Consider the following 21,901-nt stretch of genomic DNA (forward strand, 5'->3'; position numbering starts at 1 on the left):
TGAGGGCTGTTCCGTAGAGCCCTTTGTGCCAGTACCGTTGCGGCCATGACTGCCGGGTCGGCCTCGTGCCGTGAGCGAGTGGGTTGCCCGGCCTCCGAGTGAGGCCGGGGCGGTGCAGGGCACCGCCCACTCCTTTTCTTCGCGCACTCCGGGACACGGAGTATCGCGCTTTCTCCCCACCCCTTGATTTTCGCAACGCGGGCTTCGCGCGCTCTCCCACGCGCACGGCGCCGCGGCGATTCCCCCTGCCCGAAAACTGACCGAAGACAACAGAAAGCAGAAAGCAGAGTATGCCCAACGCCTTCAACCAGCAGATCATCGATGAATTCCGCACCCGTAACGGGAAGGTCGGCGGCCCTTTCGAGGGAGCCCGACTGCTCCTGCTGACCACCACCGGCGTGCGCACCGGAACCCCGCACACCACTCCCCTCGGCCACTATCCCGACGGCGGCGGCCGGGTCCTCGTCATCGCCTCGGCCGGGGGAGCGCCCAGGCACCCGGACTGGTTCCTCAACCTCGTCGCCGAGCCGCGCGTGCGCGTCGAGAGCGGCGTCTTCACGTACGAGGCGCGGGCCGTCGTCCTGGAGGGCGCCGAGCGCGACCGTCTCTTCGCCCGGGCGGTGGAGGCCGACCCGGGCTGGGCGCGGTACCAGGCGAAGACGGACCGCGTGATCCCCGTCGTCGCCCTCCAGGAGATCGCCCAGGACGGTCCGCCGCGCGTGAACGCCGGCTCCGTGAGCGAGGCCCTGAAAGGGCCCAGGACGGTCCGCCGCGCGTGAACGCCGGCTCCGTGAGCGAGGCCCTGAAAGCCGTCCACGATGTCTTCCGACGCGAACTCACCCTGATCCGGAAGGAGTTCGAAACCTCCGGTTCTCACCTGGGTGCCCAGCTCCGCGTCAACTGCCTCGTCCTCTGCGAGGGCCTGCACCAGCACCACACCGGCGAGGACATCGGTCTCTTCCGTGCCCTCGCCGACCGCCACCCCGAACACACGCCGCTGCTCGACCGGTTGCGCGACGAGCACGGGCGGATCGCCGTGCTGGCCGGGGAACTGCGCAGGGTCGTCGGCGAAAAACACGCCGACCCGGCTCTCGTACTCCCCGAGGTGGTACGCCTCACGGAAGCGCTCGAAGCCCATCTCACCTATGAGGAGGACCGGCTGATCCCGATTCTGGACGCGGCGACCGCCTCCTGAACCGCGGGTCCGGCGACCTCGTCGAGCGGGACGAGGTCGTCGGCCCGCCACCGGGCCGGCCTGTACGAGCGGGGTGGGCGCCGCCCGGGTGCCGGATGTCCCGCTCGTTCGCGCAACGGTCAGGATTCCGCGGAGACCCCGGCGGGCCGCCGGCTCCCGCTCTCTCCGTGCGGCAGCGCGCGGGCGAGGTAGGGGTTCGTCGTTCTGCCCGGAAGTCCCAGCGCGGCGATGGCGTCGGCGAGGGTCATCGCGTAGGAGCCGACGGCCCGGCGGACGTTCGGGGCGTCCAGGCTGTCGCCGGTCACCAGACGGTCGAGGTCCACGTAGGCCGAGCGGACCACTTCCATCCAGCGGTAGACACGCCAGTCCTCGCGCCAGCCCTTCGTGCAGTCCTCGGGCAGGACACGCTCCCAGCGGGCGAACAGGCGCTCGCGGATCTCGGACCGCGTGGGCGTGAGATGCATGTGCCGGACCAGGTCGTACAGCGGGTCGCCGACGACCGCCATCTCCCAGTCGATGAGCACCAGTCCACCCGTCTCGCGGCGCACCAGGTTCCACGGGTTGAGATCACCGTGCAGGAGTACGGGCCGACGCGGGACCAGTGTGTGGCGGTCGAGGATCTCGCCGAGCCGGTACCCGTCGGGGAGCCCGAGTTCTCGCATCAGATCCCGGGTCGGCTTGGTCAGTCCGTTCACCATGTGCACCAGTTCGGCGCGGAGTCCGGGGTAGAGATTCGACCCCTCCAGGTCCGGATCCAGCTCTTCGCAGTCGACGGAGGCCAGGGCCCCGAGCTGGTCCACGAGATCGTCCGCCTCGTAGGGGCGCAACCCTTCCACGGGGTGATCCGGTGGCCTGAACCCGTCCGCAGGCCCCTCGTACGAGTGGATGGTGAACGGTTCCTGCAGGCCGCTCATGCCCAGGGCCAGCACCCGCGGGGCACGCACGGAGACGTTCGACCGCTCGATGGCTCCGAGGACGGCGTGCTCGTTGAGGAACCTGCGCTCGCGGGCGTTCGCCGCGCCGACCCTCCGACGGACCATCACGGGAAAGGGCAGGCTCGGCACCCGTACCGCCGTGTTGAGATGGGCCGTTCCCTTGAACACCCGGTCCGCGGACGCGGCCCCCTCCTCGAACAGGGCCTCGCTCACGGCCGCCTTGGAGAGAGAGGGGTCCAGGGGGAGTCTTTCGTCGGCCGTCCACACGATCCGCTCACGGGACCAGTGATGTCCGTGCCGGTCTTCGTGGGACTCGTTCCAGCGGAAGAGAATGCGCTCGATCGCGGTCTCGTCCGGCACGCTCGCGAGCCGCAGTGGTTCCTCGGCCGCCAGCAGAGCCCGGTGCACCGCGCTCGTCGCGCCATCCAGTTCCTGCTGTTTGACGGAGCCACCCAGCGACATGGCGGCCCGGATCACATCCGGGTAGACGGACTGGGCACGCTCGAAGGCGACGTAGTTCCTGAGGTCGCGGTCGAGCCCGTGCACGGCCGCGGGGCGCCGGCGGCCCATCGCCTCACGCCATGCCTCGATCACCTCGGGCCACTGGTAGTCGGGGTAGCGCATCCGCACCAGGTGCGTGGCGAGGTCGTGCAACGGGTCGCCGTAACTCGCCAGTTCCCAGTCGACGCAGATCAGGGGTGGGGCGCCGTCGTAGGAGACGATCACGTTGTCCCGGTGCAGGTCGGTGTGGAGCAGGCTGAAGGGGCGGCTGACCTGCGCCGGCACCTTCTCGGCGAAGCGCACCATCGCGTCCTCGGGAATGCCCAGCATCGCGAAAAGGCCGCCGAATTCGTCCCAGTTGCGCTGTCTGATCTGCTTCTCCGCCGCGAACGCCAACGCCCGTAGAAAGGCTCTGCTGTCACGGCTGGAGCGGGGCCAGGACGGTGGCAGCGGAGGAAGATGCCGTCTGCGCACCTGCGTCATGTCCGCGAGGAGATCCGCGAGTGCGCGGACCAGACCGGAGTGCAGCGGATTGTCGTTCGGGCAGATGCGCGACAGCGGCATGCCCTCCACATAGCTGAGAATGGTCAGATCACGGTGCTTGACCAGGCACCGCGGAACGTGCCGCAGCACACCGCAGATCGAGTTGAGGATCTCGGCCTCGTCCTGCCAGGTCCTGATGACCACGGGCAGCGCCGAGGGGATACGTTCCCGCACCGTCACCGGCGCACCGTCTTCGCACGCCACCAGCCGGGAGTCGTCTTCCGTGAGCGGCCTCACCATGTAATTCAGATTGTGGTGTCCCCGGCCGAACGATCCGAACGCCTTGGCGTAGCGGACGAACTGGTGGTACTCCGTGTCCCACGCCTCTTCCAGGGCCAGGAGACCGGGCGGGCCGGACATCAGCGGAACGCCCACGGTCACTCCTGAATGGCTGTGCGTTGTCGCCGATGTTCATGCACCGCGACGAGGGTGAGGACACCCTAGTGGCCGCCCGGGAGCGTGACCGCGCAATCGCCGCGCACTTGAGAAAGAGTTCTACATTCAAGGAGTGCCGCGCTGCTGGAGGCCTCGTGGACCCGGCTTCGGCTCAGGACGGCTGCGCGAGAAGATTCCAGCAGGAGTCGAACCAGGCGTGCATGCTCTCCACGAACACCGACCCGGAGGAGTCGGGATCACCCTCGTCGTTGACGTGGCGGGTGAGTGTCGATCCCAGGCCCAGCACGTCGATGGCGTCGACCTCCGTCTCGCTCTCGGTCTCGTCGTCCATGAGGATCGAGCGTTCCACCACCTCGTACGGCCCGAACAGCGCCTCGGCGCCCGGGCGCAGATACAGCTTGAACGTGGGGGTGAGCGGCACATGCCGGACCTCCACCCGCACGGACGGCACAAGGCCCTCCGTCTGCAGGTCCCGCAGCGCCGAGCGCAACGAGATCGCGTGCCGCCGGGTGATGGCGTGCAGGCGCTGCTGGAGCCGGCCGTTCAACCGGTCCAGTTGCCCGGCGTCCGCGTGCCGCGCCTCCCCTTCGCCGCTCGCGGGGCGCTGCGCACGGGGGTAGGGGAGTTCGAGTGACTGGGAGGGCAACAGCATGCGCAGTTCGAGGCGCTCGGGCTTGATCTCTTCCAGGCGGACGCGCTCGGCCTGCAGCCGGATGTGGGCGTCCAGGGATTCGGACGTGAGGGTGAACACGTCCAATTGGACGACTGGCTGAGCGAAGGCGCGGGCGATGAAGGTACCGAGGGTCGCGCGCACCCGCGGCGCTTCCTGCTGCGGTGTGCCGAGGTGTATGGGGCTCTTCACGACGCGTGAGCCGCTGCCCTGCCGGGACTCGATCCAGCCCTCGCCCGAGAGTGCTCTCAAGGCCCGCTGAACCGTGTCCCGGGAGACCGTCAACTCGTCGGCCAGGGCCCGCTGGGGCGGCAGCGTGCTGCCCAGGGGGTAGACCCCGTTGGCCAGCCGGCCGCGCAGCTCCTCCAGGACACGCCAGAACTCCCTGCCGCCCCCTTCGGTGGTCTGTTCCTCGTCCACACGGCGACCGTACCTCTTCCGGCTGACAAGCAAACCAGTTTCAGTCAAGCAGGGGTCGCCGCCCACTGCCGGTTAAGGGATCAGCCGGGCCGGGAAAACCAATCTCAGGCCAACCAGTCCAATTGGACGGGTAGTTGATCGATTCGCGGAAGTGGACGGGGTGGGACGCATGGTCTTCTTTCAACTGGTCGTCGCCGTGCTGGAATTCGGCACGGCGCAGCTGGTCCGTTCCAGGCTCGGACTGGCCGGTCTGCTCGTGCTGACCTCTCTGGTGGTGGGCATACGCGCGGGGAGCGCGCGGCTGGTCTGGTGGTCGGCGGCCCTCTTCTTCCTGCTGACCCTTCAGATGCAGGCGTGAGGCTCCCGGACGAACGCGGCTCGGCACCCTCGCTCTCGTCCGAACCGCGTCCGCACCCGCACCCGTCAGTCCTGCCCCCGAAGCACCCTCAGCACCGGCTCCAGCGATGCCACCACGTTCTCGGCGCCCGCGTCGCGGAGCAGTTTCTCCTTGTACGCGTTGCGTGCGTAGCCGAGGAAGGGGACACCGGCCTGGCGCGCGGCCTCGTGGTCGGAGGGGGCGTCGCCGATCATCAGGGCGGCGGCGGGGGCGGCGCCCATCGCGTTCAGCGCGCGGTTGAGGCAGTGCGGGTGGGGTTTGAGCTGGTTCAGGTCCTGTGTGCGGCCGTAGAGGTTGCGGGCGAAGCAGTCGGTGAGGCCGCGGTTTTCGAGATAGCCGGAGACCGTGCGGGCCGAGTTGTTGCTCGCGATGGCCAGCCGCGCCCCCACCGCGCTCCAGGTCCGGATCACCGGATCGGCGTACGGGGTCGGCCAGGCGGAGGGCACCGCGCGAAGCTCCTGCTGGGTGAGGCGTTCCTCCAGCTCGACCACCAGGTCGCTGCGCGGGTGGCGCCGGTGGACGGCGTACAGGACGACCATCGGATCCGGGTGGGCCCGCTCCTCCTCCGTCAGCAGTCCGCGCATGCCCTGGTGTTCGAGCCACTCCACCAGGTCCTTCGCCACGTCCTCCGCCCGGTGTCCCGCGAAGAGGCGGCAGACCGGCCCGTCGAAGTCGAAGAGTACGAAGCGAGCGCGTTCGATCACTTCTCGCAGGTTCTCGGTCTCTGCTGCCACCAGTTCGGTCTGCCTCGTATCAGAAGTCACTAGGAGAGTGTCAGGTCCGTGGTGATGGTTTCCCAGAGGGCATCGAACCACTTCTGGGATTGCTCCACGAACGCGGCGTCCCGCATACCGGACCGTTTCTCGAAGGAGAAGAGGAGGGAGTCCGAACCCAGGGCGTCGTACATGTCCAGCGTCACGTCGGCCATCTCCTCCTCGCGCCGGGTGACCAGGTAGTACGCGAGCAAGGCCTCGACCTCGTTGAGGAGGTACAGCTTCACGGGCGGGGTGAAGGGCAGAGCCCGGAACGTCACCCGTACGTCGACACCGTGCGAGGAGCGCAGGGCGCGGAGGTTGTGCTGGAGGACGTGGCCCTGGGCGTTGCGCTGAGTCAGCCAGCGCCCGTGGACCGGGTCGTCGTCGACCCGGCCGTCGACGGAGACCGGGAAGGCGAGGTTGATGTCCCGGGACGGCAGCAGGATGCGGACGTCGATCGACTCGGGGCGCAGCCGGCCCTCGTGGATCAGGCGGACCGGTTCGCCGAGCGCCACCATGAGGGTCTCCGCGGTCAGGCAGGCCGCGTCGATCCGCACGTGCGGCGCCGAGAACGCCTGCGTCAGGCGGGGCGCCAGGCCGACCATCGTCGTCCGGGGCTCGTCCTGTGCCGGGGCCGGCTCCGCGATCCGGGGCGGGCTCCCCTTGCTGACGTTGCTGAGCAGGCCGTCGTCCTGAAGGGCGCGCAGGGCCTGCCGGACGGTCCCCCGTTCGACACCGAACTCCTCGGCCAGCTCGGCCTGCGTGGGCAGGCGGTCTCCCGCCTTGAGGTCTCCGGCCCGGATCCGTTCCCTCAGGACGTCGGCGATCTCCTGCGGCGAAAGCCTTCTGCTGCCGTTCACTGCAACGTTCTCCTGGGTCACGACCAAACGTTACAACTCCCACCCATCTACGGGGAGTTGTTTAAAAGTTGTTTATGACTGGTGGCCAAGTGGGGACAACCTAAGCAGAGTTGGCAGCCAACTTGGTCAAGTTGGTGGAAGTTTTGCCTCCCCCGCCGAGCCGGCTGCCGCAGCTCCCCGGACCCACCCCCCGCACACCCCAGAGGAACCACCACGCCACAGTAGAAGCAGGAGAACCGCTCATGCCCGCCATCGCCCTTCTCTCCGCCCTCTTCGTCGTCGGCTTCGACCAGTTCGTCCAGTGGCAGTACGGCACGACCGGCGTCGTCGGCCTGCTGCTGCTCACCGTCGGGGTCAAGGCGAAGAGCCCCACCTGCAGCTCCATCGGGGCGGTCGTCCTCGCCCTGCTGGTGGCCGGCCCCGCCCTGTGAACCCCGGCCGGGAGACGGTCAGCCCGAAAGCAGCAGCTCGGAGCTGATGGTCTCCCACAGCGCGTCGAACCACCGATGGGACTGTTCCACGAACGCGGTGTCCCTCAGCCCGGCTCCGTGCGCGAACGGGAAGAGCATCGACTGCGTGCCCTGGACGTCGTACATCTCCAGGTACTCGTGGTCGACCTCCTCCTCGCGCCTGGCCAGGGTGTAGTACGCGAAGAGCGCCTCGGTCCCGTTGAGCAGGTACAGCTTCACGGGCGGCGTGAAGGGCAGCGCGCGGAAGGCGACGTTGACGTCGATGCCGTGCGTGGCGCGCAGGGCGAGCAGGTTGTGGCGCAGCACCTGGCCCTGGGCGTTGCGGTTGGTGAGCCAGTTGCGCTGGAGCCGCCCCGAGGCCGAGGCGTCCACCGGGGCCGGGAAGGCCAGGTCGATGTCGCTGCTGGGAAGCAGGACGCGCACGTCCACCCTGGCTGGATTCATACGGCCCGCGTGGATGTGCCGGAGGGGCTCGCCCATGGCAAGGGTGAGCGAAATCGAGGTCAGGCAGAGCGCGTCGATCTTCACGTGCCGGGCCCCGAAGGCGGCCGTGATCCGGCCGCCCAGTGCCACCGTGGTGGGCTGCGGTGGGGCTTCCGGGCCGGTCGGAGCCCGTTCCAGGGTGTCGGCGACGGTGGCCGGGCTCCCCTTGGACATGTTGACGAGCAGGTGCTCCGACTGCAGGATGCGCAGCGCCCGGCGGACGGCCCCGCGCTCGACGCCGAACTCGTCGGCCAGCTTGGCCTGTGTGGGCATGCGCTGGCCCGGCCGCAGCTTGCCGGACCTGATCCGGCTCCGCAGTTCGTCGGCCACCTCACGGTGTGACCTCTGTGGCCGTGGGGACCTGTTCCGCCCATGGGCGGCGGTGTGTTCCGGCTCCACGACCGAACACTACAACTTCACGCCATCTTTGGGCAGTTGAAGGATAGGTGGTTATGAGTCGACCCAACGCGGAGATAACTATCAATGAGTTGGTTGCCAACTTAATCAACATGGTCACACCTCACCAGGGGTTGGCCACCAGAGTCGCCCAAGCACATGTTCGATCGACCAGGTGGACGGTCCCGGCGGGGTCCGCCTCGCCGTCCCGAAGGAGGGACCGTCATGCCGCTCATCGCCCTCGCCGTCGCCGCCCTCGCCATCGGATTCGAACAGATCATCCAGTGGAGGTACGGGCCGATGGGCCTCATCGCCTTCGCCGTCCTGACCGTCGGCCTCAAGGCCAAGAACACCACCATCAGCGGCATCGGGGCTGTGATCCTCGTCCTGCTGCTCTCCCAGTCCGGCTGATCGGGCGCCACCGTCCGGCAGTCCGGCTGACCGGGTTCCCCTCCGGAGGGGAGCCGGGACCTCGGTCAGTCCGCACGACGCACCACCGCACGACGGAAAACAACCACAACCGCAGTGCTACGGATCACGATCACGCACGAAGAACGATCACGCACGACGAACCGGAACCCGGAGCCCAGAACCCGGAACACGAGCACGAGCACCGAGCACCGAGCACCGAGCACCGAGCACCGAGCACGGAGCACAAGCACGGAACCGGGTCCGGGTCCGGGATGCCGCGGCCACAGGAAGGAGCAGGAGTCGGGCCGGTAGAACGCGGGACTCAGAAGATGTCCGGGCACCACGGTCGCCTGGACGTGCGGAGCAGGGCGTCGGCCACGGAGGCGGCGCCCTCTCGTTCTTCCCGCACCCGCCCGAGCGCGGCCAGTCGCACCGCCGACGCCTCACCGAGCCACAGGGCCGACAGCTCACGCACGTCCAGCGTGAGATCGGCGCTCTGTCCGGTCGGAGCGCACGCCGCCCCGTCCGGGCCGACGTCCAGCCGGTAGCGCCCGGCGGACAGTCCGTCCCCGTCGGTGACGTCCAGGACAAGAGTCCCCGAGCCCGCGTACGTGCGCGCCTCCATCGCCCGTACGACATCCAGGATCCGCACCCACAGCCAGTCCGCCTGGCTGGTGATCCGGGCGGCGCGCGGATCGGGCAGGAAGTCCGGCAACAGATCGTCGGGGGCGCGCCAGCCGGTCTTGACCTGGGTGATCCAGTCGATGGAGCAGAGGTAGTGCCACAGGGCGCGCTCGGCGGCGGGGGTCACTCCGATCAGCCATTTCACGGTCGCCGTGTTCAGCGGCTGCTTCGCGTCGCCCCAGTTGTCGTCCGCCTGGTAGGCGACCAGGCCCTCCGCCTCGCCGTCCGCCGAGCGGTACACGGCGTGGAACGGCTCCGTCCATGTGGTGCCGTCCGGCTTCAGCGCGCCGGTGTTCACCTGCCACCAGCGCTCCACACGGCTGACCACGCCGGGCTGGGTGCGGCTGAGGCGGGCGTGCAGTTCCGGGCCGGTCTTCCGCACCTCCTCGCCGTCCACCAGGTCGATGCGGCCGCCGTCGGCCGGGCCCGACCAGCGGCGGTCGAGGCCGGTCCTGGGGACGTCGACGGTCCACTGGGTGGCGGTGGTGGCGGGTCCGAAGCCGTACCGCCCGTAGATCGGGTACTCCGCGGCGATCAGCGTGGCGACCACGTCGCCCCGCTCCTTCGCGGCCGTGAGGGCGGTGTCCATCATCCGGGTGAGGAGGCCGCGGCGGCGGTGGGTGGCGGTGACGGAGACGTTCGTGATCGCCTCGGCGGGGACGTGGGCGCCGCCCACGGTGGTGAGCCGCTGCGGGAACGAACGGAAGGTCGCGACGCATCGGCCGGCGTCGAAGGCGCCGAGTGTGCGGGGCAGGAGCATGGACGAGCCGCGGTCGGCCGCCTCCTGCTCCGAGACGGCCGGGGAGCGCAGGAATCCCGTGTGCAGCGCGCGGATCCAGTCCGGGATCTCGGTCCCGGTGATCGGTCGTACGTCTATTCCATCGCGGCTGCTCATGGGGGCACGCTAGGTGTTCACGACCGAGGCTGTCGCGGGTTTTTTCGCCCCCGCCGGGGCGAAGAAACCCGCGTCGGTCAGAACGTGGCGCGGATCTCGCCGACCTCCGTGCTCCCGCCCATCAGCGGAGCGCGTCCGATCCTCGACAGGACCGGCGCGTCCAGGCCCACATGGGCCAGTGTGCGCGCCAGGACGGGACCCAGCGCCCGCCCACCACCGTCGTCGATCTTGAAAGCGAAGGCGCGGCCGTCGGGCAGGGCGACCGCCTGGACGGCCTCCGCGCCCATCTTGGACAGCACCCCTGGCACCTCCCGCATCAGCCATGTGTCGGGCCGCCGCGTCCCGGCGACGTACTCGGGATGAGACCGCATCGCATCGGCCACCCGCCGCTCCGCGGAACCCGGCGCGGCGGTGACGAAGGAACGGAAGGCCCGCGCCAGCCCGGTGAGGGTGAGAGCCATCAGCGGCGCCCCGCACCCGTCCGTACCGACCGCCGCCACCGGCTCCCCCGCCGCCTCCTCGACCACGGTGTGGATGAGCTGCTGAAGGGGGTGACCGGGGTCGAGGTAGGACTCCAGCGGCCAGCCCCGCTGCGCGCACACGGCGAGCATCGCCGCGTGCTTGCCGGAACAGTTCATGGTGACCCGGTCGCGTACACCGCCGGCGGCGAGATAGGTCTCCGCCTCCACCGGGTCCAGCGGCAGGTCCGGCGGGCACCGCAACAGCTCGGCGCTCAGCCCGTGCTCGTCCAGCATCTTCCGCACGAGATCGAGGTGGAAAGTCTCCCCGGAGTGGCTGGCGGCGGCTAGGGCCAGCCGTTCACCGGCCAGGTCGAGACCCGCCCGCAGCACCCCGGCCGCCTGCATCGGCTTGTTCGACGAGCGCGGAAAGACCGGTGTGTCCACGTCGCCGAGCGCCCATTCGACCGACCCGTCCGCGGCCAGCACCACCAGGCTGCCCCGATGGTGCCCCTCGACGAATCCCGAACGGACGACCTCGGCCAGCACCGGAAGGCCCGGAGGATTCCGGACCGGCCGTGGGGCGCGGAGCGCTTGGAGGGCCTCACCGGCCGCGCCCTCCGAGTGGACCCGCGGGACCGGGGAGGCCGGGGCGGTCGAGGGCGACGACGGGGGTATGGAGGGGTCTGCGGGGGCGGCGGACATCGGCGGTGGCCTTCCGGGACGGGACCCGCGCGTGATCGGACCGGGACGCCGCACCGGGGATGTCCCGGATGCCGCCGGCCGAGCGCCGCGACCGCGTCCCCGGGCCGTTCCCGGTGCGGCCGCAGCGACCACCGCACACCCCCGGGATCGCCGGGGGCCACCGCGTCACATGAGCAGGTCGTCTACTTGTGCTTCCCCATCACGGTACCTGCGGGCGATCTCGGCGCTGCAATCGTCGGCCGTCCGCTGCAGCCGCTGGCGGCGCCGGGAGACCTGCTGCTCGTAGCGCACCAGCCGCCCCATTCCCTCGACCAGCTCCTCGTCCGTACGGGCCTCCAGGTCCGACAGCTCCACCTCGGAGAGCATGTCGGAGGCGAGCTGCCGGTACTCCTCGCCGCGCGGTGTGCCCACCGTCACATGGCGGGCCGAGGACCGGTGCCGGGCCGGCGCGTCCGTCAGGATCTCCGGGAGCCGGTCGACGACCGAGGGCTCCCCCGCCGCCCCGCGCCCCACGGCCGAAGCCGACGACGCGGATGTGGAGGGGGATGTGGTTGCGGAGGGGGACCCGGACGATCCTCCCGGGGCTCCCCTACCCGCGCCCGGGCCGGCGGTGGGCGCCCGCAGGCCCCCGCGCCGCGCGAGCTCCGCCCGCAGGATGTCGATACGGCCCTGGAGCAGCCGTCGCACATAGCTGAGGTCGGCCTCGTCACGCTGGGCGTCGCGCCGCAGGGTCCGCAGTTCGGGCAGCCGCAGCAGGATCAGATCGGGCTGCGGCGCGTCCGGGGGCAGCGGACTGTCGGTGCGCTGCGCGGGAGGGCGGTGGGCTCCCGCGCGACCGCCTCCCGTCCGTGGATTCGTCCGGGTCAATGACACGACTCCGGGCGGCTGCCCGGTACTCGGTGTGCTCATGTGCCTCATCCGTCCCCTCAACCGGCGCGGTTCACCCCACGGTTGCACCGCAACACACGCATCGTGCCACCCCACGTGGCCGCTATGTGACCGAGTGCCCCTGATCGGACCTAGATGGGGGGTTAAGGATAAAAAAAGAAACCCCAAAGGGCGCCGCGGGGACCGCCGAAGGACTTCGCGGGACCCTCCGGAGCGGACTTCGCCGCGCACGGCATGATGGTCTCCATGCGTGCGGTGGTGCAGAGAGTGGACGGCGCGAGCGTCGTCGTGGACGGCGAGACGGTCGGGGCGATCGACGGCGAGGGCCTGTGCGTGCTCGTCGGCGTCACGCACGACGACACCAAGGAGAAGGCGGCCCAACTGGCCCGCAAACTCTGGTCGGTCCGCATGCTGGCCGACGAGAGGTCGTGCAGCGACATCGACGCACCGCTGCTCGTGATCAGCCAGTTCACGCTGTACGGCGACGCGCGCAAGGGCCGCCGCCCCACCTGGAACGCGGCGGCCCCCGGCGATGTCGCCGAGCCCCTCGTCGACGAGGTCGTCGCTCAGCTCCGCGCACTGGGCGCGACGGTGGCGACGGGCCGTTTCGGCGCCCGGATGCGCGTCTCCCTGACCAACGACGGCCCGTTCACGGTCGTCGTCGACATGTGACGACTGCCGACGGGTGCCGACGGGTGCCGGGTGACGGGTGCCCGATGGCGGGTGACGGCAGTCGCCGGGTGCCGGTTACGGGTGCCGGTTACGGCTCTACGACGACCTCCTGCGCCGCGGCCGTGGTGTCCGCGAGCAGCGGCGCATCGAGCGGTACGTTCCGCTTCACCAGCGCCAGCGCGATCGGGCCGAGCTCGTGATGCCGTACGGCGGTGGTGATGAACCCGATCTTCCGGCCGTCGGGACCGTCGCCCGCCAGGCGGAGTTCCGCGCCGTGCGGCGGAAGGTGGACCTCGCTGCCGTCCAGGTGCAGGAAGACCAGCCGGCGCGGGGGCTTGCCCAGGTTCTGCACCCGGGCCACCGTCTCCTGGCCCCGGTAGCAGCCCTTCTGCAGATGCACGGCGCTGCCGATCCACCCCAGTTCGTGCGGGATGGTGCGGTGGTCGGTCTCGAAGCCGAGCCGCGGGCGGTGGTGCTCGACGCGCAGCGCCTCGTACGCGAGCAGCCCGGCCGCCGGACCGGCCTTCTCCGCGTACGACTCCAGGTCCGTGCGCGGCAGGAGGAGATCACGCCCGTACGGCGTCTCGCGGACGACGACGCCCTCGGGGACCTCGGCGATCGAACCGGCCGACAGGTACACGACCGCGAAGTCACCCGTGCGGTCGGTGACTTCGACGCGGTAGAAGAACTTCATGGACTCCAGGTACGCGATCAGCGCGTCCTGGGTGCCGGGCTCCACGTGGGCCCAGGTCGTGGTGCCGTCGTCCACGAGGTACAGCGCGTGTTCGATGTGGCCGTGCGCGGAGAGGATCAGCGCCTCGGTGGCACGGCCCACCGGGAGGTCCGTGACGTGCTGGGTGAGCAGCAGGTGCAGCCAGCTCAGCCGGTCCTCGCCGGTGACGGCGACGACGCCGCGGTGCGAGAGGTCCACGAAGCCGGTGCCGTCGGCGAGGGCGCGCTGTTCGCGGAACAGGTCGCCGTAGTGGGCGGCGACGTCTTCGTCCACGCCCTCGGCGGGGACCGCGCCGGGCAGGGCCAGGAGGGGGCTCTTCATATCCACACAGCCTACGACCCGGAAGCCGCCGAATTTATTTCTTATTTCCCGGAAGCCGTGCTTCCTGCTCCCTGCCGGCCACCGCGCCCGGTCCTTACTTCTTGGCCGCGCAGTCCTCGCAGCGGCCGAAGATCGCGAAGTGTTTCATGTCCGTCCCGAAGCCGAAGGTGTCGCGGAGCTTCGCGGTGAACTCCGCGGCGACCGAGATGTCGGCCTCGATGACGTTCGTGCAGTCCCGGCACACCAGGTGGATGTGGTGGTGGCGGTCGGCCAGGTGGTAGGTCGGCGCGCCGTGCCCGAGGTGGGCGTGGCTGACCAGGTCCAGCTCCTCGAGCAGCTCCAGCGTTCTGTAGACCGTCGAGATGTTGACACCGGAAGCCGTTTTGCGCACTTCGACCAGGATGTCGTCCGGGGTCGCGTGCTCCAGCGTGTCCACGGCTTCGAGCACAAGCTGCCGCTGCGGAGTCAGCCGGTAACCGCGCTGCCGCAGATCGCTCTTCCAGTCGGTGCCTACCACGCTGCCCAGTCTAGGCGGCCAGGATCTCTCTGACGCGTGTCACGACGTTCTCCAGGCTGAAGGGCTTGGGAAGGAGGACCACCGGGACCTCGCGGCCGGCGTCGCGCAGGATGCGGGCGACGTCCGCGCCGTCGAAGTCCGGGAGCCGTACGTCGAGCACCACGAGGTCGGGGGTCTCGGCGTACGCGGTGTTCAGCGCGGCGACGCCGGTGCCGACCGCCGTGACGGCGAAGCCCGCCAGCCGGAAGGTCTCGGTGAGCAGCTCGCGGACGTCCTGCTCGTCGTCGACGACGAGCACCCGGGCGGGGGCGGCCGCGGGTACGGGAGCCGGTGCGGGAGCAGGCACGGCGGCAGGCGCGGGTACGGGTGCGAGGACGGGCGCGGGTACGGGTGCGGGTGCGGGCGGGTTCAGGGGCACTTCGGGAACGAAAGTAGGGCCGGTCACCCTCGTAGAGTTACCGGCCCCACATCAGAGAAGCGTGAACTTTCCCTGTACATCCCTTGAGATCGCTCGAGAGAGCCGCGGCCGCCGCCGCGACCCGCGAACGGGCCTACTTGAAGAACGCGATCCCGTCGTCCGGCATGTCGTCCGGGAGGACCTTGGCCCAGCGCTCGACGTCCTCCGGGGTGACGACCTTCTTCATGTGCGCGGACATGTAGGGGCGCAGCTCGACCTCGGGGGTCTGCTTCTCACCGACCCACATGAGGTCGCTCTTCACATAGCCGTACAGACGCTTGCCGCCGGTGTACGGGCCGGACGCGGCCGTCCGTGCCACGGCGTCCGTGACCAGGTCGATCTGCGGCTGCTTGGCGGCCAGGTCGCCGTACCAGATCTCGACGACACCGTCGTCGCGGGTCATGACGACCTCGACCTTGCGGTGTGCGTCGATGCGCCAGAAACCGGACTCGGACTCCAGCGGCCGGACCTTGTTCCCGTCGGCGTCGAGCACCCAGGTGTGCGAGTGGTACTCGAGGAAGTCGCGCCCGTCGTGGCTGAAGGTGACCTCCTGCCCGAAGTTGCACTTCTCGGAGCCGGGGAAGTCGTGGACACCCGCGCCGGCCCAGTTGCCGAGCAGGAAGGCGATGGGGAGCAGGTCCTTGTGCAGGTCGGACGGGATCTCGATCATGAGCAGCTTTTCGTCGTCGACGTCAGAGGCGGGGTCAGCGCTGGCCCTGGTACAGCTTCTTCACGGTCAGCCCGGCGAAGGCAAGAACGCCGACGCAGACCAGAACCAGCAGGGCTTCGAAGAATGCCTCAAGCACGGGGTGCTCCTCGGGTGACGCGGTGGTGGGCGGTGACAGGCGGTGCAGGAACCGGACCCCACTCTAGTCGTGCGGGGCCCGGCTCTCTCTGCGAGGTGCACCCTGGCGGTTCAGCCCAGCAGCTGGCTCTGCAAGGTCACCGTCTGCTGGAAGGGCACGGCCTTCGCGGCACCCTTGCGGGACTGCACGATCACGGCGAGGGTGTCCCCGGCCGTGAGGTACGCCTCGCGGACCTGCTCGGCGCCGTACGGCTTGGTCTCGACGTACGCCGTCCGCACGACGTCGTCGATACCGGCGCGGTCGGGGTACTCCTCGTCCCTGGACATCGCCGCGGCGCCGCGCATCGCGTACTTCGGACTGTCGTACGAGGTCAGATCGACGGTGCCGAGTTCGTCCACGACGGCCGCGGTGCCGAAGTGCAGCAGGTAGATCCGCGTGTGCGTGCCGTCCGCTGTACGCCAGCCGCGTGCGGCGATGTTCCGCAGCCCGTTGTCGGTCAGCAGCTGTCCAACGGTCTCCCGGTCGTCCTTGGAGGCGTACTCGGCCAGGAAGGTCTTCGTCGCCAGCCAGCCGTCCTCGCCGCGCAGCGCCGCGTCGGGCTTCGCGCCCTTCGGAGCGGGCAGTACGAGCCTGCGCAGGTCGGCGTAGTGGGTGCCGGCCTTGTTCGCGTCGTCGAACGGGCGTGGGCTGCCCGCGGGCAGTGGCGGCCTGGTGATCTCCGGGTAGTCCCAGCGACCGTCCGACTCCGTCGCCAGACCCGGGACGTCGGTCCGCTCCATCCGGGTGACGCCGTACGCGGCCGAGGTGCCGACCGCGGCGAACACCACCGCGGCGGCCGTCCAGCGCAGGACGGCGCGCAGGACGCGGCGGTCCTTCTTCACCGGCGGTCCGGCGGGCGGTTCGGCGGGCGTGCCGACCGGCGGTTCGGCGGGCGAATCGGCCGGTGCTTCGGCCGCCGGATCGACGGACGGCTCGACAGACACTTCGGGGAGTGGCTTGTCCGCCGGTCGAGGTGCGGGCAGCAAGGGATCCTGCTCCTCGACGGACGTCGTCTGCTCGGTCATGCCGCCTCCCCCGGCTCGGCGATGCGGTCGAGCTGCTCGCGCAGCAGCATCGCGACGCCCTTGATGTTCAGTGGCTTGGCCCCGTACGCGGTGGCGCTGACCAGTACGTCGCCCTGATAGGCGGAGCAGATCATCGCGTCGAGCTTCTCTTCCTTGTCCTTGGGCGGCAGGAAGCACTTGGCGTTCTTGTGGCCCTCGATCTTCGGCCCCGCGCGGAAGATCTTGAGGGCGTCGAAGAACTCGTTCTGGAACGTCGACATGTTCCGGACCGCCGATCTGTCCTCGATCTGGGCCAGCTCGATGCTCACGGTGAAGGCGCTGTCCGCGTAGATCGTCGAGTCCGTCGCGTTGTCGGTGCTGAGGTAGCTGCGCATCGCGATGCCCTTGGTGTGCTGCTTGTCGATGCGCTTTTCCATCTGCCGCCGCTGGGTGCGGGGCAGCTCGCGCAGCGACTCCTTGCGCAGGGCGGCGGCCTCGGGACCGCTGAGCGAGGCCTCGTCGCCGAACTCGGCGATGTCGGGTCCCCGGCTCCAGCCGTCGGTGCCGTACGGCACGAGCATGGCGGCGAGCCCCGCGGGCCCCTTCGCCGTCCTGGCGTCGTCGTGCGCGGCCTTGGGGAAGGTCCAGGTGGGCGCGCCGGGGTCCCGGTCGGCGTCCTGGACGGTCACCACGGTGTAGGCACCGCCCGCGACGACAGCCCCGACGAGCAGGACGGCACCGGCGACAGCGGCGATACGGCCACGGCGTACGGGCTTCTTGGACGGAGCCGGCTCCGGGTGCGCGGTCGGCTCGGAGGAGGACTCCGGCACCACCGGCTCAGGCACGGAGGACGGCTCCGGCACCACCGGCTCGGGCGTGGCGGTCGGTTCGGGCGCCTCGGCCGCCGGGACGGCCCCCGCGTCCGACGGGTTCGCCGGTTGCTCGTTCACAGCCGCTCCATCTGCCGCTTGGCCAGGTCCATGATCGTCGCCTTCGGGATCGGCTTGCTGTCGTAGATCCAGATCTCCATGGCGATGTCGCCACGCGAGGCGTGGGCCTCCGCTCGGTACACCGGCAGATATCCCGGCGTGGTCTCCGGCTTCTTGACGACGTAGGCCATGCCGTCGCCCGTGCCGGGGACGGACTGGCCCCGGAGATCGCCCACCTTCCAGTTGCCGGCCCAGTCCGCGGCGGCGAGACCCTCCTCCTGGCGGAACTGGACGAGCCTGATCTCGACGTTGTAGGTGCTGCCCACCTGCCACGTGGTGTCGGCAGCACGGCGGAACTCGTCGCTGATGAGGCTGCCGAACTGGTCGTCCGAGTCGCTGAGCTGGTCGGCGTAGCCGGCGAGGTTCAGCCAGCCGTCCTCGCTCGGCGCGTAGTCCGCCTCGTGAGTCCCCTTCGGCCGCGCCAGCAGCAGCTTGCGCAGGTCGCCGTCGGTCTTCACCTGGCGGTCCTGCGCGGCCGACAGGGGCTCGGGCGCCTCTCCCCGCGCCTGGGCGATCGCGGGCTGCGAGAGTGACGGCAGCCCGGTGGGCTCACGGTCCGCCTGGATCAGATAGCCGGCACAGGTACCGGCGACGAGCCCCAGCACCGCGGCCGTGGCGATCAGCAGGGCCGTACGCCCACGACGCCGCCGACGCCCGCCCGACACGTCAGGTACATCGGCCATGTCGGTCACGTCGGCCGCATCGGCCATGTCGGTCACATCGGTTACGTCAGGTGCATCGAGCGCGTCGGGTGCGTGCTCGGGCGTCTGCCCGGGATCCCGCTCGACCGACTGCGGCGCTTGAGGTCTTTCCCCGGGTGCCTCGGGCACTTCGGGTGTTTCAGGTACTGCCTCGACTTCCAACCCGTCCCCCACAGAACGCGAAGCGCGGATTCCGTATCCGCGCGCACAGGAGACCCATGGGCAACCCACGGGGTTGTAAGGGCCTTGATCACGATTGGGACTCCGGCGACTACGATGCCTCCATGGCGAAGAAGCTCCTGATCAAGGTGACGGCGGGGTCCGACGCCCCGGAGCGCTGCTCACAGGCGTTCACGGTGGCGGCGGTGGCCGTGGCCAGTGGCGTCGATGTCTCCCTCTGGCTGACCGGGGAGTCCGCGTGGTTCGCCCTGCCGGGCCGGGCCGCCGAGTTCGAGCTTCCGCACGCGGCTCCGCTGCCCGGTCTGATCGACTCGATCCTCGCGGCGGGCCGTATCACGCTGTGCACGCAGTGCGCGGCCCGCCGGGACATCACGGAGAAGGACGTGCTGGAGGGCGTGCGCATCGCGGGCGCCCAGGTGTTCGTCCAGGAGGCCATGGCCGACGACACGCAGGCGCTCGTCTACTGAAGACCGCGCCCGCCGGCCGGGAGAGGGACACGGGACCAGGCCGCTACGGCCGCCGCTTCTTCCCGTCCAGTTCGTCCCACCACTCGTCGGACTTGGGATCCCCCGACGGGTCGTCCCACCAGCGGTCCTCGGGGCCACGCCGGTTGGCCACCATCGCGGCGAGCGGCGGAATCACCATCGCCACCACACACATCCCCACCGCCGCGGGAATCGACCAGATCCGCACGACTCCCCAGGCCAGGACGAAGAGACCGATGCACGTCCCCATCATGGCGAAGTACACGTGCCGCCGTCGTGCGTACATACGTCCAGAGTAGGTCCACGCAAGCGGTCCGGCGCGGGACCGTGCGCGCATGCCGAAGGGCCGCACTCCCGAGCGTTCCGCCCGGGAGTGCGGCCCTTCGGCCGTTCGAGGTCCCGCGGGTGCCGTCAGACGGCGATGGCGACCTCGGCGAGGCCGCCTGTCCGGGCGACGACCGTGCGGTCCGCGGTGCCGCCGGGCACCAGGGCGCGTACGGTCCAGGTGCCCTCGGCCGCGTAGAAGCGGAACTGGCCCGTCGCGGAGGTGGGGACCTCCGCGGTGAACTCGCCGGTCGAGTCCAGCAGACGCACGTAGCCGGTGACGGGCTCGCCGTCGCGGGTCACCTGGCCCTGGATGGTGGTCTCACCGGGCTTGATCGTCGAGGCGTCGGGGCCGCCGGCCTTCGCTCCACACATATTTCGATTCCGTCCTTCCGGCCTTGGGGGTTACTTGTTGGCGCCGAGCTCGATCGGGACGCCGACCAGGGAGCCGTACTCGGTCCAGGAGCCGTCGTAGTTCTTGACGTTCTCCACGCCGAGCAGCTCGTGCAGCACGAACCAGGTGAGCGCGGAACGCTCACCGATGCGGCAGTACGCGATCGTGTCCTTGGCGAGGTCGACCTGCTCGTCGGCGTAGAGCTCCTTGAGCTCGTCGTCCGACTTGAAGGTGCCGTCGTCGTTGGCGTTCTTCGACCAGGGGATGTTGCGGGCGCTCGGGACGTGGCCCGGACGCTGTGACTGCTCCTGCGGAAGGTGCGCGGGCGCGAGCAGCTTGCCGCTGAACTCGTCGGGCGAACGGACGTCGACCAGGTTCTGCGAGCCGATCGCGGCGATCACGTCGTCACGGAAGGCGCGGATCGCCGTGTTCTGGGCCTTGGCCTTGTAGTCGGTCGCGGCGCGCTCGGGCACCTCGTCGACCAGGTCGCGGGAGTCGAGCTCCCACTTCTTGCGGCCGCCGTCGAGGAGCTTCACGTTCTCGTGGCCGTAGAGCTTGAAGTACCAGTAGGCGTAGGACGCGAACCAGTTGTTGTTGCCGCCGTAGAGGACGACCAGCGTGTCGTTGGCGATGCCCTTCGACGACAGGAGCTTCTCGAAGCCCTCCTGGTCGATGAAGTCACGGCGGACCGGGTCCTGGAGGTCCTTGGTCCAGTCGATCCGGATCGCGTTGGTGATGTGGTTCTTCTCGTACGCGGACGTGTCCTCGTCGACCTCGACGATGGCCACGGTCGGGTCGTCCAGGTGGGCCTGGACCCAGTCGGCGTCTACCAGGACGTCGCTGCGGCTCATGCTCGTTCTCCTCCGGGGCAGTTGCGGCGGGGCGGTGCGTTAGGGAGAGGGTGCGCGCTCAGGCCTGGCTCGGCTGCGCGGCGCGCACGGGGGTCCCTGGCGAAGAAGGGCCAGGGCAGGGCGGATGGGCGAACGCCCCCGCTAGAAGGTGCGACAGAGCATGGCGGCGACGCGGCACAGGTCTACTGCCCGCCGCTTCGTGAGGTCCGCCTGTCGCTTCATGGGTCCGATCGTAGGGACGGACAGCCGGACATGTCACCGGTGTGTCGCATCATGAGATGGGATCGTCCGGGATGTGGGATGAGTTGACCATCAGAACCACTGCCGCCCGGTCACCGGGTCCCCGCGTCCGGCATCGCGTCCGCCGCGCATCTGTCGTACGGACAGGCCTGTCTCGCCTTTCGGACACGCGCACTCCGACCGCCGCCGGAACCGCAGCCCCGGCGGGAGCCGTCAACCGTCCTACCCGACCAGCTTGACGTCCGAACCCTTCACCGAGATGTCCACACCGTTCGCGGCCGCCTCGATCTTGTCGAGCTTGATGCCGCCGGGCAGTCCGTCGATCTTCTGGTCGAAGTCGGTGACCGTGCGGATCCGGCCCTCGACGAGATCCACTCCCAGCTTGGGCACCCCGTCCGCGTGCACCTTGACCGTGTTGCCCCCGACGACGGAGACGGAGCTCAGCACGGAGACCGGCCGGGGCAGTTTCCTGCCGAGGACAGTGGCCGTGATCTCGACCTTGATCTTGCCGTTCCCGCCGTCGGAGAGCCCGACGACCTGCGCCGTGACCGCGGGGGCGACCTCTGTGGGCTGGGACTTCGCGGCCTTGAGCAGCTCGGCGTACGAGACGGTCGCCGACCCGGAGGCGCTGTTCGCGGTGGCGGAGCTGTAGTCGCCGTTGAAGCTGACGCCGTGCATCTCGGCGTTCAGGGTGTCGATGCGGATGGTGCCGCCCGCGGCGCCCTTGGCGCCCTCCGCCGACGCCTCGTAGTCCTTGATGCCGATCTTCACGTCGTCGAGTTCGCCGGCGGCCACCTGGGTGAGGAAGGGGAAGCCCTCGATGGACACGTCGGGGGTGCCGGCGAGGCCCTCCGTGCTCCTGATCCGGTCCGCCGCCTTGTTCTCCGCGAAGCCGACCGCCACGCGGTCCGCGATCACGAACAGCCCGCCGAGGATGACGGTGACGACCAGAAATATTCGCAGTGCGCGCATGCTCGGGGTTCCCCCACCTAGACCGGGTCCGGGCGGCCGACAATGGCCGTCCAGCGCGAACCTAACTCCGAAGGGCCCCGCGCCGGGGCCCTTCGGAGCGGTTGTCGATCACCTGTGACGAACGGCGGGCCGACGCCGCCGGCGGCACCCGGAC

At 69.8% G+C, this 21,901-nt stretch carries 25 protein-coding genes and 1 pseudogene; 6 read left to right on the forward strand and 20 right to left on the reverse strand.

The annotated features are described in order from the left end of the window. Positions 1 to 290: 290 nt before the first annotated feature. Positions 291 to 1,195, forward strand: a pseudogene (locus ABZV34_RS05845) (nitroreductase/quinone reductase family protein). Between the two features lie 119 nt (positions 1,196 to 1,314). On the opposite strand, the gene ABZV34_RS05850 reads toward ABZV34_RS05845, so the two are convergent. Together ABZV34_RS05850 and ABZV34_RS05855 are read right to left on the reverse strand one after the other, a co-directional pair. After that, positions 1,315 to 3,414 carry an aminoglycoside phosphotransferase family protein gene (locus ABZV34_RS05850; RefSeq protein WP_356271806.1) on the reverse strand — a complete coding sequence of 700 codons (2,100 nt, stop codon included), beginning with the start codon at positions 3,412 to 3,414 and terminating at the stop codon, positions 1,315 to 1,317. Positions 3,415 to 3,721: 307 nt separating this feature from the next. Further along, entirely contained in the window at positions 3,722 to 4,660 is a 939-nt protein-coding gene (locus ABZV34_RS05855) for a winged helix-turn-helix domain-containing protein (RefSeq protein ID WP_356271654.1), read from the reverse strand. 169 nt (positions 4,661 to 4,829) lie between these two features. Between ABZV34_RS05855 and ABZV34_RS05860 the strand changes: the two genes are divergently transcribed. Further along, a complete protein-coding gene (locus ABZV34_RS05860) occupies positions 4,830 to 5,018 on the forward strand; it encodes a hypothetical protein (protein ID WP_356271655.1) in 189 nt (62 codons plus the stop codon). Positions 5,019 to 5,083: 65 nt separating this feature from the next. Here the strand turns inward: ABZV34_RS05860 and ABZV34_RS05865 are convergent, their stop codons facing one another. Next, positions 5,084 to 5,821 (reverse strand): HAD family hydrolase, encoded by a 738-nt coding sequence (locus ABZV34_RS05865; protein ID WP_356271657.1) that lies wholly within the window; start codon positions 5,819 to 5,821, stop codon positions 5,084 to 5,086. Beyond that, positions 5,821 to 6,699, reverse strand: coding sequence for a winged helix-turn-helix domain-containing protein (locus ABZV34_RS05870; RefSeq protein ID WP_356271659.1), 879 nt, complete (start codon positions 6,697 to 6,699; stop codon positions 5,821 to 5,823). Before ABZV34_RS05870 ends, ABZV34_RS05865 begins: the two co-directional genes overlap by 1 nt. A 215-nt stretch (positions 6,700 to 6,914) precedes the next feature. Between ABZV34_RS05870 and ABZV34_RS05875 the strand changes: the two genes are divergently transcribed. Continuing rightward, a complete protein-coding gene (locus ABZV34_RS05875) occupies positions 6,915 to 7,103 on the forward strand; it encodes a hypothetical protein (RefSeq protein WP_168528794.1) in 189 nt (62 codons plus the stop codon). Positions 7,104 to 7,121: 18 nt separating this feature from the next. Here ABZV34_RS05875 and ABZV34_RS05880 read toward each other — a convergent pair whose 3' ends face one another. Next, positions 7,122 to 7,955: a GntR family transcriptional regulator gene (locus ABZV34_RS05880; protein WP_356271661.1), complete on the reverse strand. Its 834-nt coding sequence runs from the start codon at positions 7,953 to 7,955 to the stop codon at positions 7,122 to 7,124. Between the two features lie 291 nt (positions 7,956 to 8,246). On the opposite strand from ABZV34_RS05880, the gene ABZV34_RS05885 reads away from it, so the two are divergent. Continuing rightward, the gene (locus ABZV34_RS05885; RefSeq protein WP_168528796.1) at positions 8,247 to 8,432 is read left to right on the forward strand and encodes a hypothetical protein; all 186 of its coding nucleotides are present in this window, start codon (positions 8,247 to 8,249) and stop codon (positions 8,430 to 8,432) included. 322 nt (positions 8,433 to 8,754) lie between these two features. Here ABZV34_RS05885 and ABZV34_RS05890 read toward each other — a convergent pair whose 3' ends face one another. The 3 genes from ABZV34_RS05890 to ABZV34_RS05900 form a co-directional block, all read right to left on the reverse strand. Next, positions 8,755 to 10,011 carry a GNAT family N-acetyltransferase gene (locus ABZV34_RS05890; RefSeq protein WP_356271663.1) on the reverse strand — a complete coding sequence of 419 codons (1,257 nt, stop codon included), beginning with the start codon at positions 10,009 to 10,011 and terminating at the stop codon, positions 8,755 to 8,757. Between the two features lie 77 nt (positions 10,012 to 10,088). Continuing rightward, complete coding sequence (locus ABZV34_RS05895; RefSeq protein WP_356271665.1) at positions 10,089 to 11,018, reverse strand: asparaginase; 930 nt, start codon at positions 11,016 to 11,018, stop codon at positions 10,089 to 10,091. A gap of 321 nt (positions 11,019 to 11,339) precedes the next feature. Continuing rightward, entirely contained in the window at positions 11,340 to 12,083 is a 744-nt protein-coding gene (locus ABZV34_RS05900; protein ID WP_356271667.1) for an AmfC protein, read from the reverse strand. A gap of 225 nt (positions 12,084 to 12,308) precedes the next feature. Between ABZV34_RS05900 and dtd the strand changes: the two genes are divergently transcribed. Next, positions 12,309 to 12,734, forward strand: a complete 426-nt coding sequence (gene dtd, locus ABZV34_RS05905) for a D-aminoacyl-tRNA deacylase (protein ID WP_356271669.1) — start codon at positions 12,309 to 12,311, stop codon at positions 12,732 to 12,734. An 88-nt stretch (positions 12,735 to 12,822) separates the two neighbouring features. Here dtd and ABZV34_RS05910 read toward each other — a convergent pair whose 3' ends face one another. The 7 genes from ABZV34_RS05910 to ABZV34_RS05940 all read right to left on the reverse strand — a co-directional run bounded on the left by ABZV34_RS05910 (position 12,823) and on the right by ABZV34_RS05940 (position 18,310). Further along, complete coding sequence (locus ABZV34_RS05910) at positions 12,823 to 13,788, reverse strand: folate-binding protein (protein ID WP_356271671.1); 966 nt, start codon at positions 13,786 to 13,788, stop codon at positions 12,823 to 12,825. A gap of 94 nt (positions 13,789 to 13,882) precedes the next feature. Beyond that, positions 13,883 to 14,305, reverse strand: coding sequence for a transcriptional repressor (locus ABZV34_RS05915; protein WP_356271673.1), 423 nt, complete (start codon positions 14,303 to 14,305; stop codon positions 13,883 to 13,885). Positions 14,306 to 14,315: 10 nt separating this feature from the next. Further along, entirely contained in the window at positions 14,316 to 14,723 is a 408-nt protein-coding gene (locus ABZV34_RS05920; protein ID WP_356271674.1) for a response regulator, read from the reverse strand. Between the two features lie 133 nt (positions 14,724 to 14,856). Continuing rightward, positions 14,857 to 15,432 carry an FABP family protein gene (locus tag ABZV34_RS05925; RefSeq protein WP_356271676.1) on the reverse strand — a complete coding sequence of 192 codons (576 nt, stop codon included), beginning with the start codon at positions 15,430 to 15,432 and terminating at the stop codon, positions 14,857 to 14,859. Between the two features lie 246 nt (positions 15,433 to 15,678). Further along, positions 15,679 to 16,632 carry a hypothetical protein gene (locus ABZV34_RS05930; RefSeq protein WP_356271678.1) on the reverse strand — a complete coding sequence of 318 codons (954 nt, stop codon included), beginning with the start codon at positions 16,630 to 16,632 and terminating at the stop codon, positions 15,679 to 15,681. Beyond that, complete coding sequence (locus ABZV34_RS05935; protein WP_356271680.1) at positions 16,629 to 17,561, reverse strand: hypothetical protein; 933 nt, start codon at positions 17,559 to 17,561, stop codon at positions 16,629 to 16,631. Before ABZV34_RS05935 ends, ABZV34_RS05930 begins: the two co-directional genes overlap by 4 nt. Beyond that, complete coding sequence (locus tag ABZV34_RS05940) at positions 17,558 to 18,310, reverse strand: hypothetical protein (RefSeq protein WP_356271682.1); 753 nt, start codon at positions 18,308 to 18,310, stop codon at positions 17,558 to 17,560. The genes ABZV34_RS05935 and ABZV34_RS05940 overlap by 4 nt, the downstream gene beginning before the upstream one ends. A 275-nt stretch (positions 18,311 to 18,585) precedes the next feature. On the opposite strand from ABZV34_RS05940, the gene ABZV34_RS05945 reads away from it, so the two are divergent. Next, positions 18,586 to 18,948 (forward strand): DsrE family protein, encoded by a 363-nt coding sequence (locus ABZV34_RS05945; RefSeq protein WP_356271684.1) that lies wholly within the window; start codon positions 18,586 to 18,588, stop codon positions 18,946 to 18,948. Positions 18,949 to 18,991: 43 nt separating this feature from the next. Here ABZV34_RS05945 and ABZV34_RS05950 read toward each other — a convergent pair whose 3' ends face one another. The 5 genes from ABZV34_RS05950 to ABZV34_RS05970 form a co-directional block, all read right to left on the reverse strand. Then, positions 18,992 to 19,252 carry a DUF3099 domain-containing protein gene (locus ABZV34_RS05950; RefSeq protein WP_153289844.1) on the reverse strand — a complete coding sequence of 87 codons (261 nt, stop codon included), beginning with the start codon at positions 19,250 to 19,252 and terminating at the stop codon, positions 18,992 to 18,994. 125 nt (positions 19,253 to 19,377) lie between these two features. After that, on the reverse strand, positions 19,378 to 19,665 hold the full coding sequence (locus ABZV34_RS05955; RefSeq protein WP_018527919.1) for a DUF1416 domain-containing protein: 288 nt from the start codon (positions 19,663 to 19,665) through the stop codon (positions 19,378 to 19,380). Between the two features lie 30 nt (positions 19,666 to 19,695). Further along, positions 19,696 to 20,535: a sulfurtransferase gene (locus ABZV34_RS05960; protein ID WP_356271686.1), complete on the reverse strand. Its 840-nt coding sequence runs from the start codon at positions 20,533 to 20,535 to the stop codon at positions 19,696 to 19,698. A gap of 141 nt (positions 20,536 to 20,676) precedes the next feature. Continuing rightward, complete coding sequence (locus tag ABZV34_RS05965; RefSeq protein WP_350310325.1) at positions 20,677 to 20,757, reverse strand: putative leader peptide; 81 nt, start codon at positions 20,755 to 20,757, stop codon at positions 20,677 to 20,679. A 240-nt stretch (positions 20,758 to 20,997) separates the two neighbouring features. Beyond that, entirely contained in the window at positions 20,998 to 21,747 is a 750-nt protein-coding gene (locus tag ABZV34_RS05970; protein ID WP_356271688.1) for a DUF2993 domain-containing protein, read from the reverse strand. Positions 21,748 to 21,901: the final 154 nt, after the last annotated feature.

The sequence above is a fragment of the Streptomyces sp. NPDC005195 genome (genome assembly GCF_040608315.1).
GTDB classification, from domain to species: domain Bacteria; phylum Actinomycetota; class Actinomycetes; order Streptomycetales; family Streptomycetaceae; genus Streptomyces; species Streptomyces kaempferi.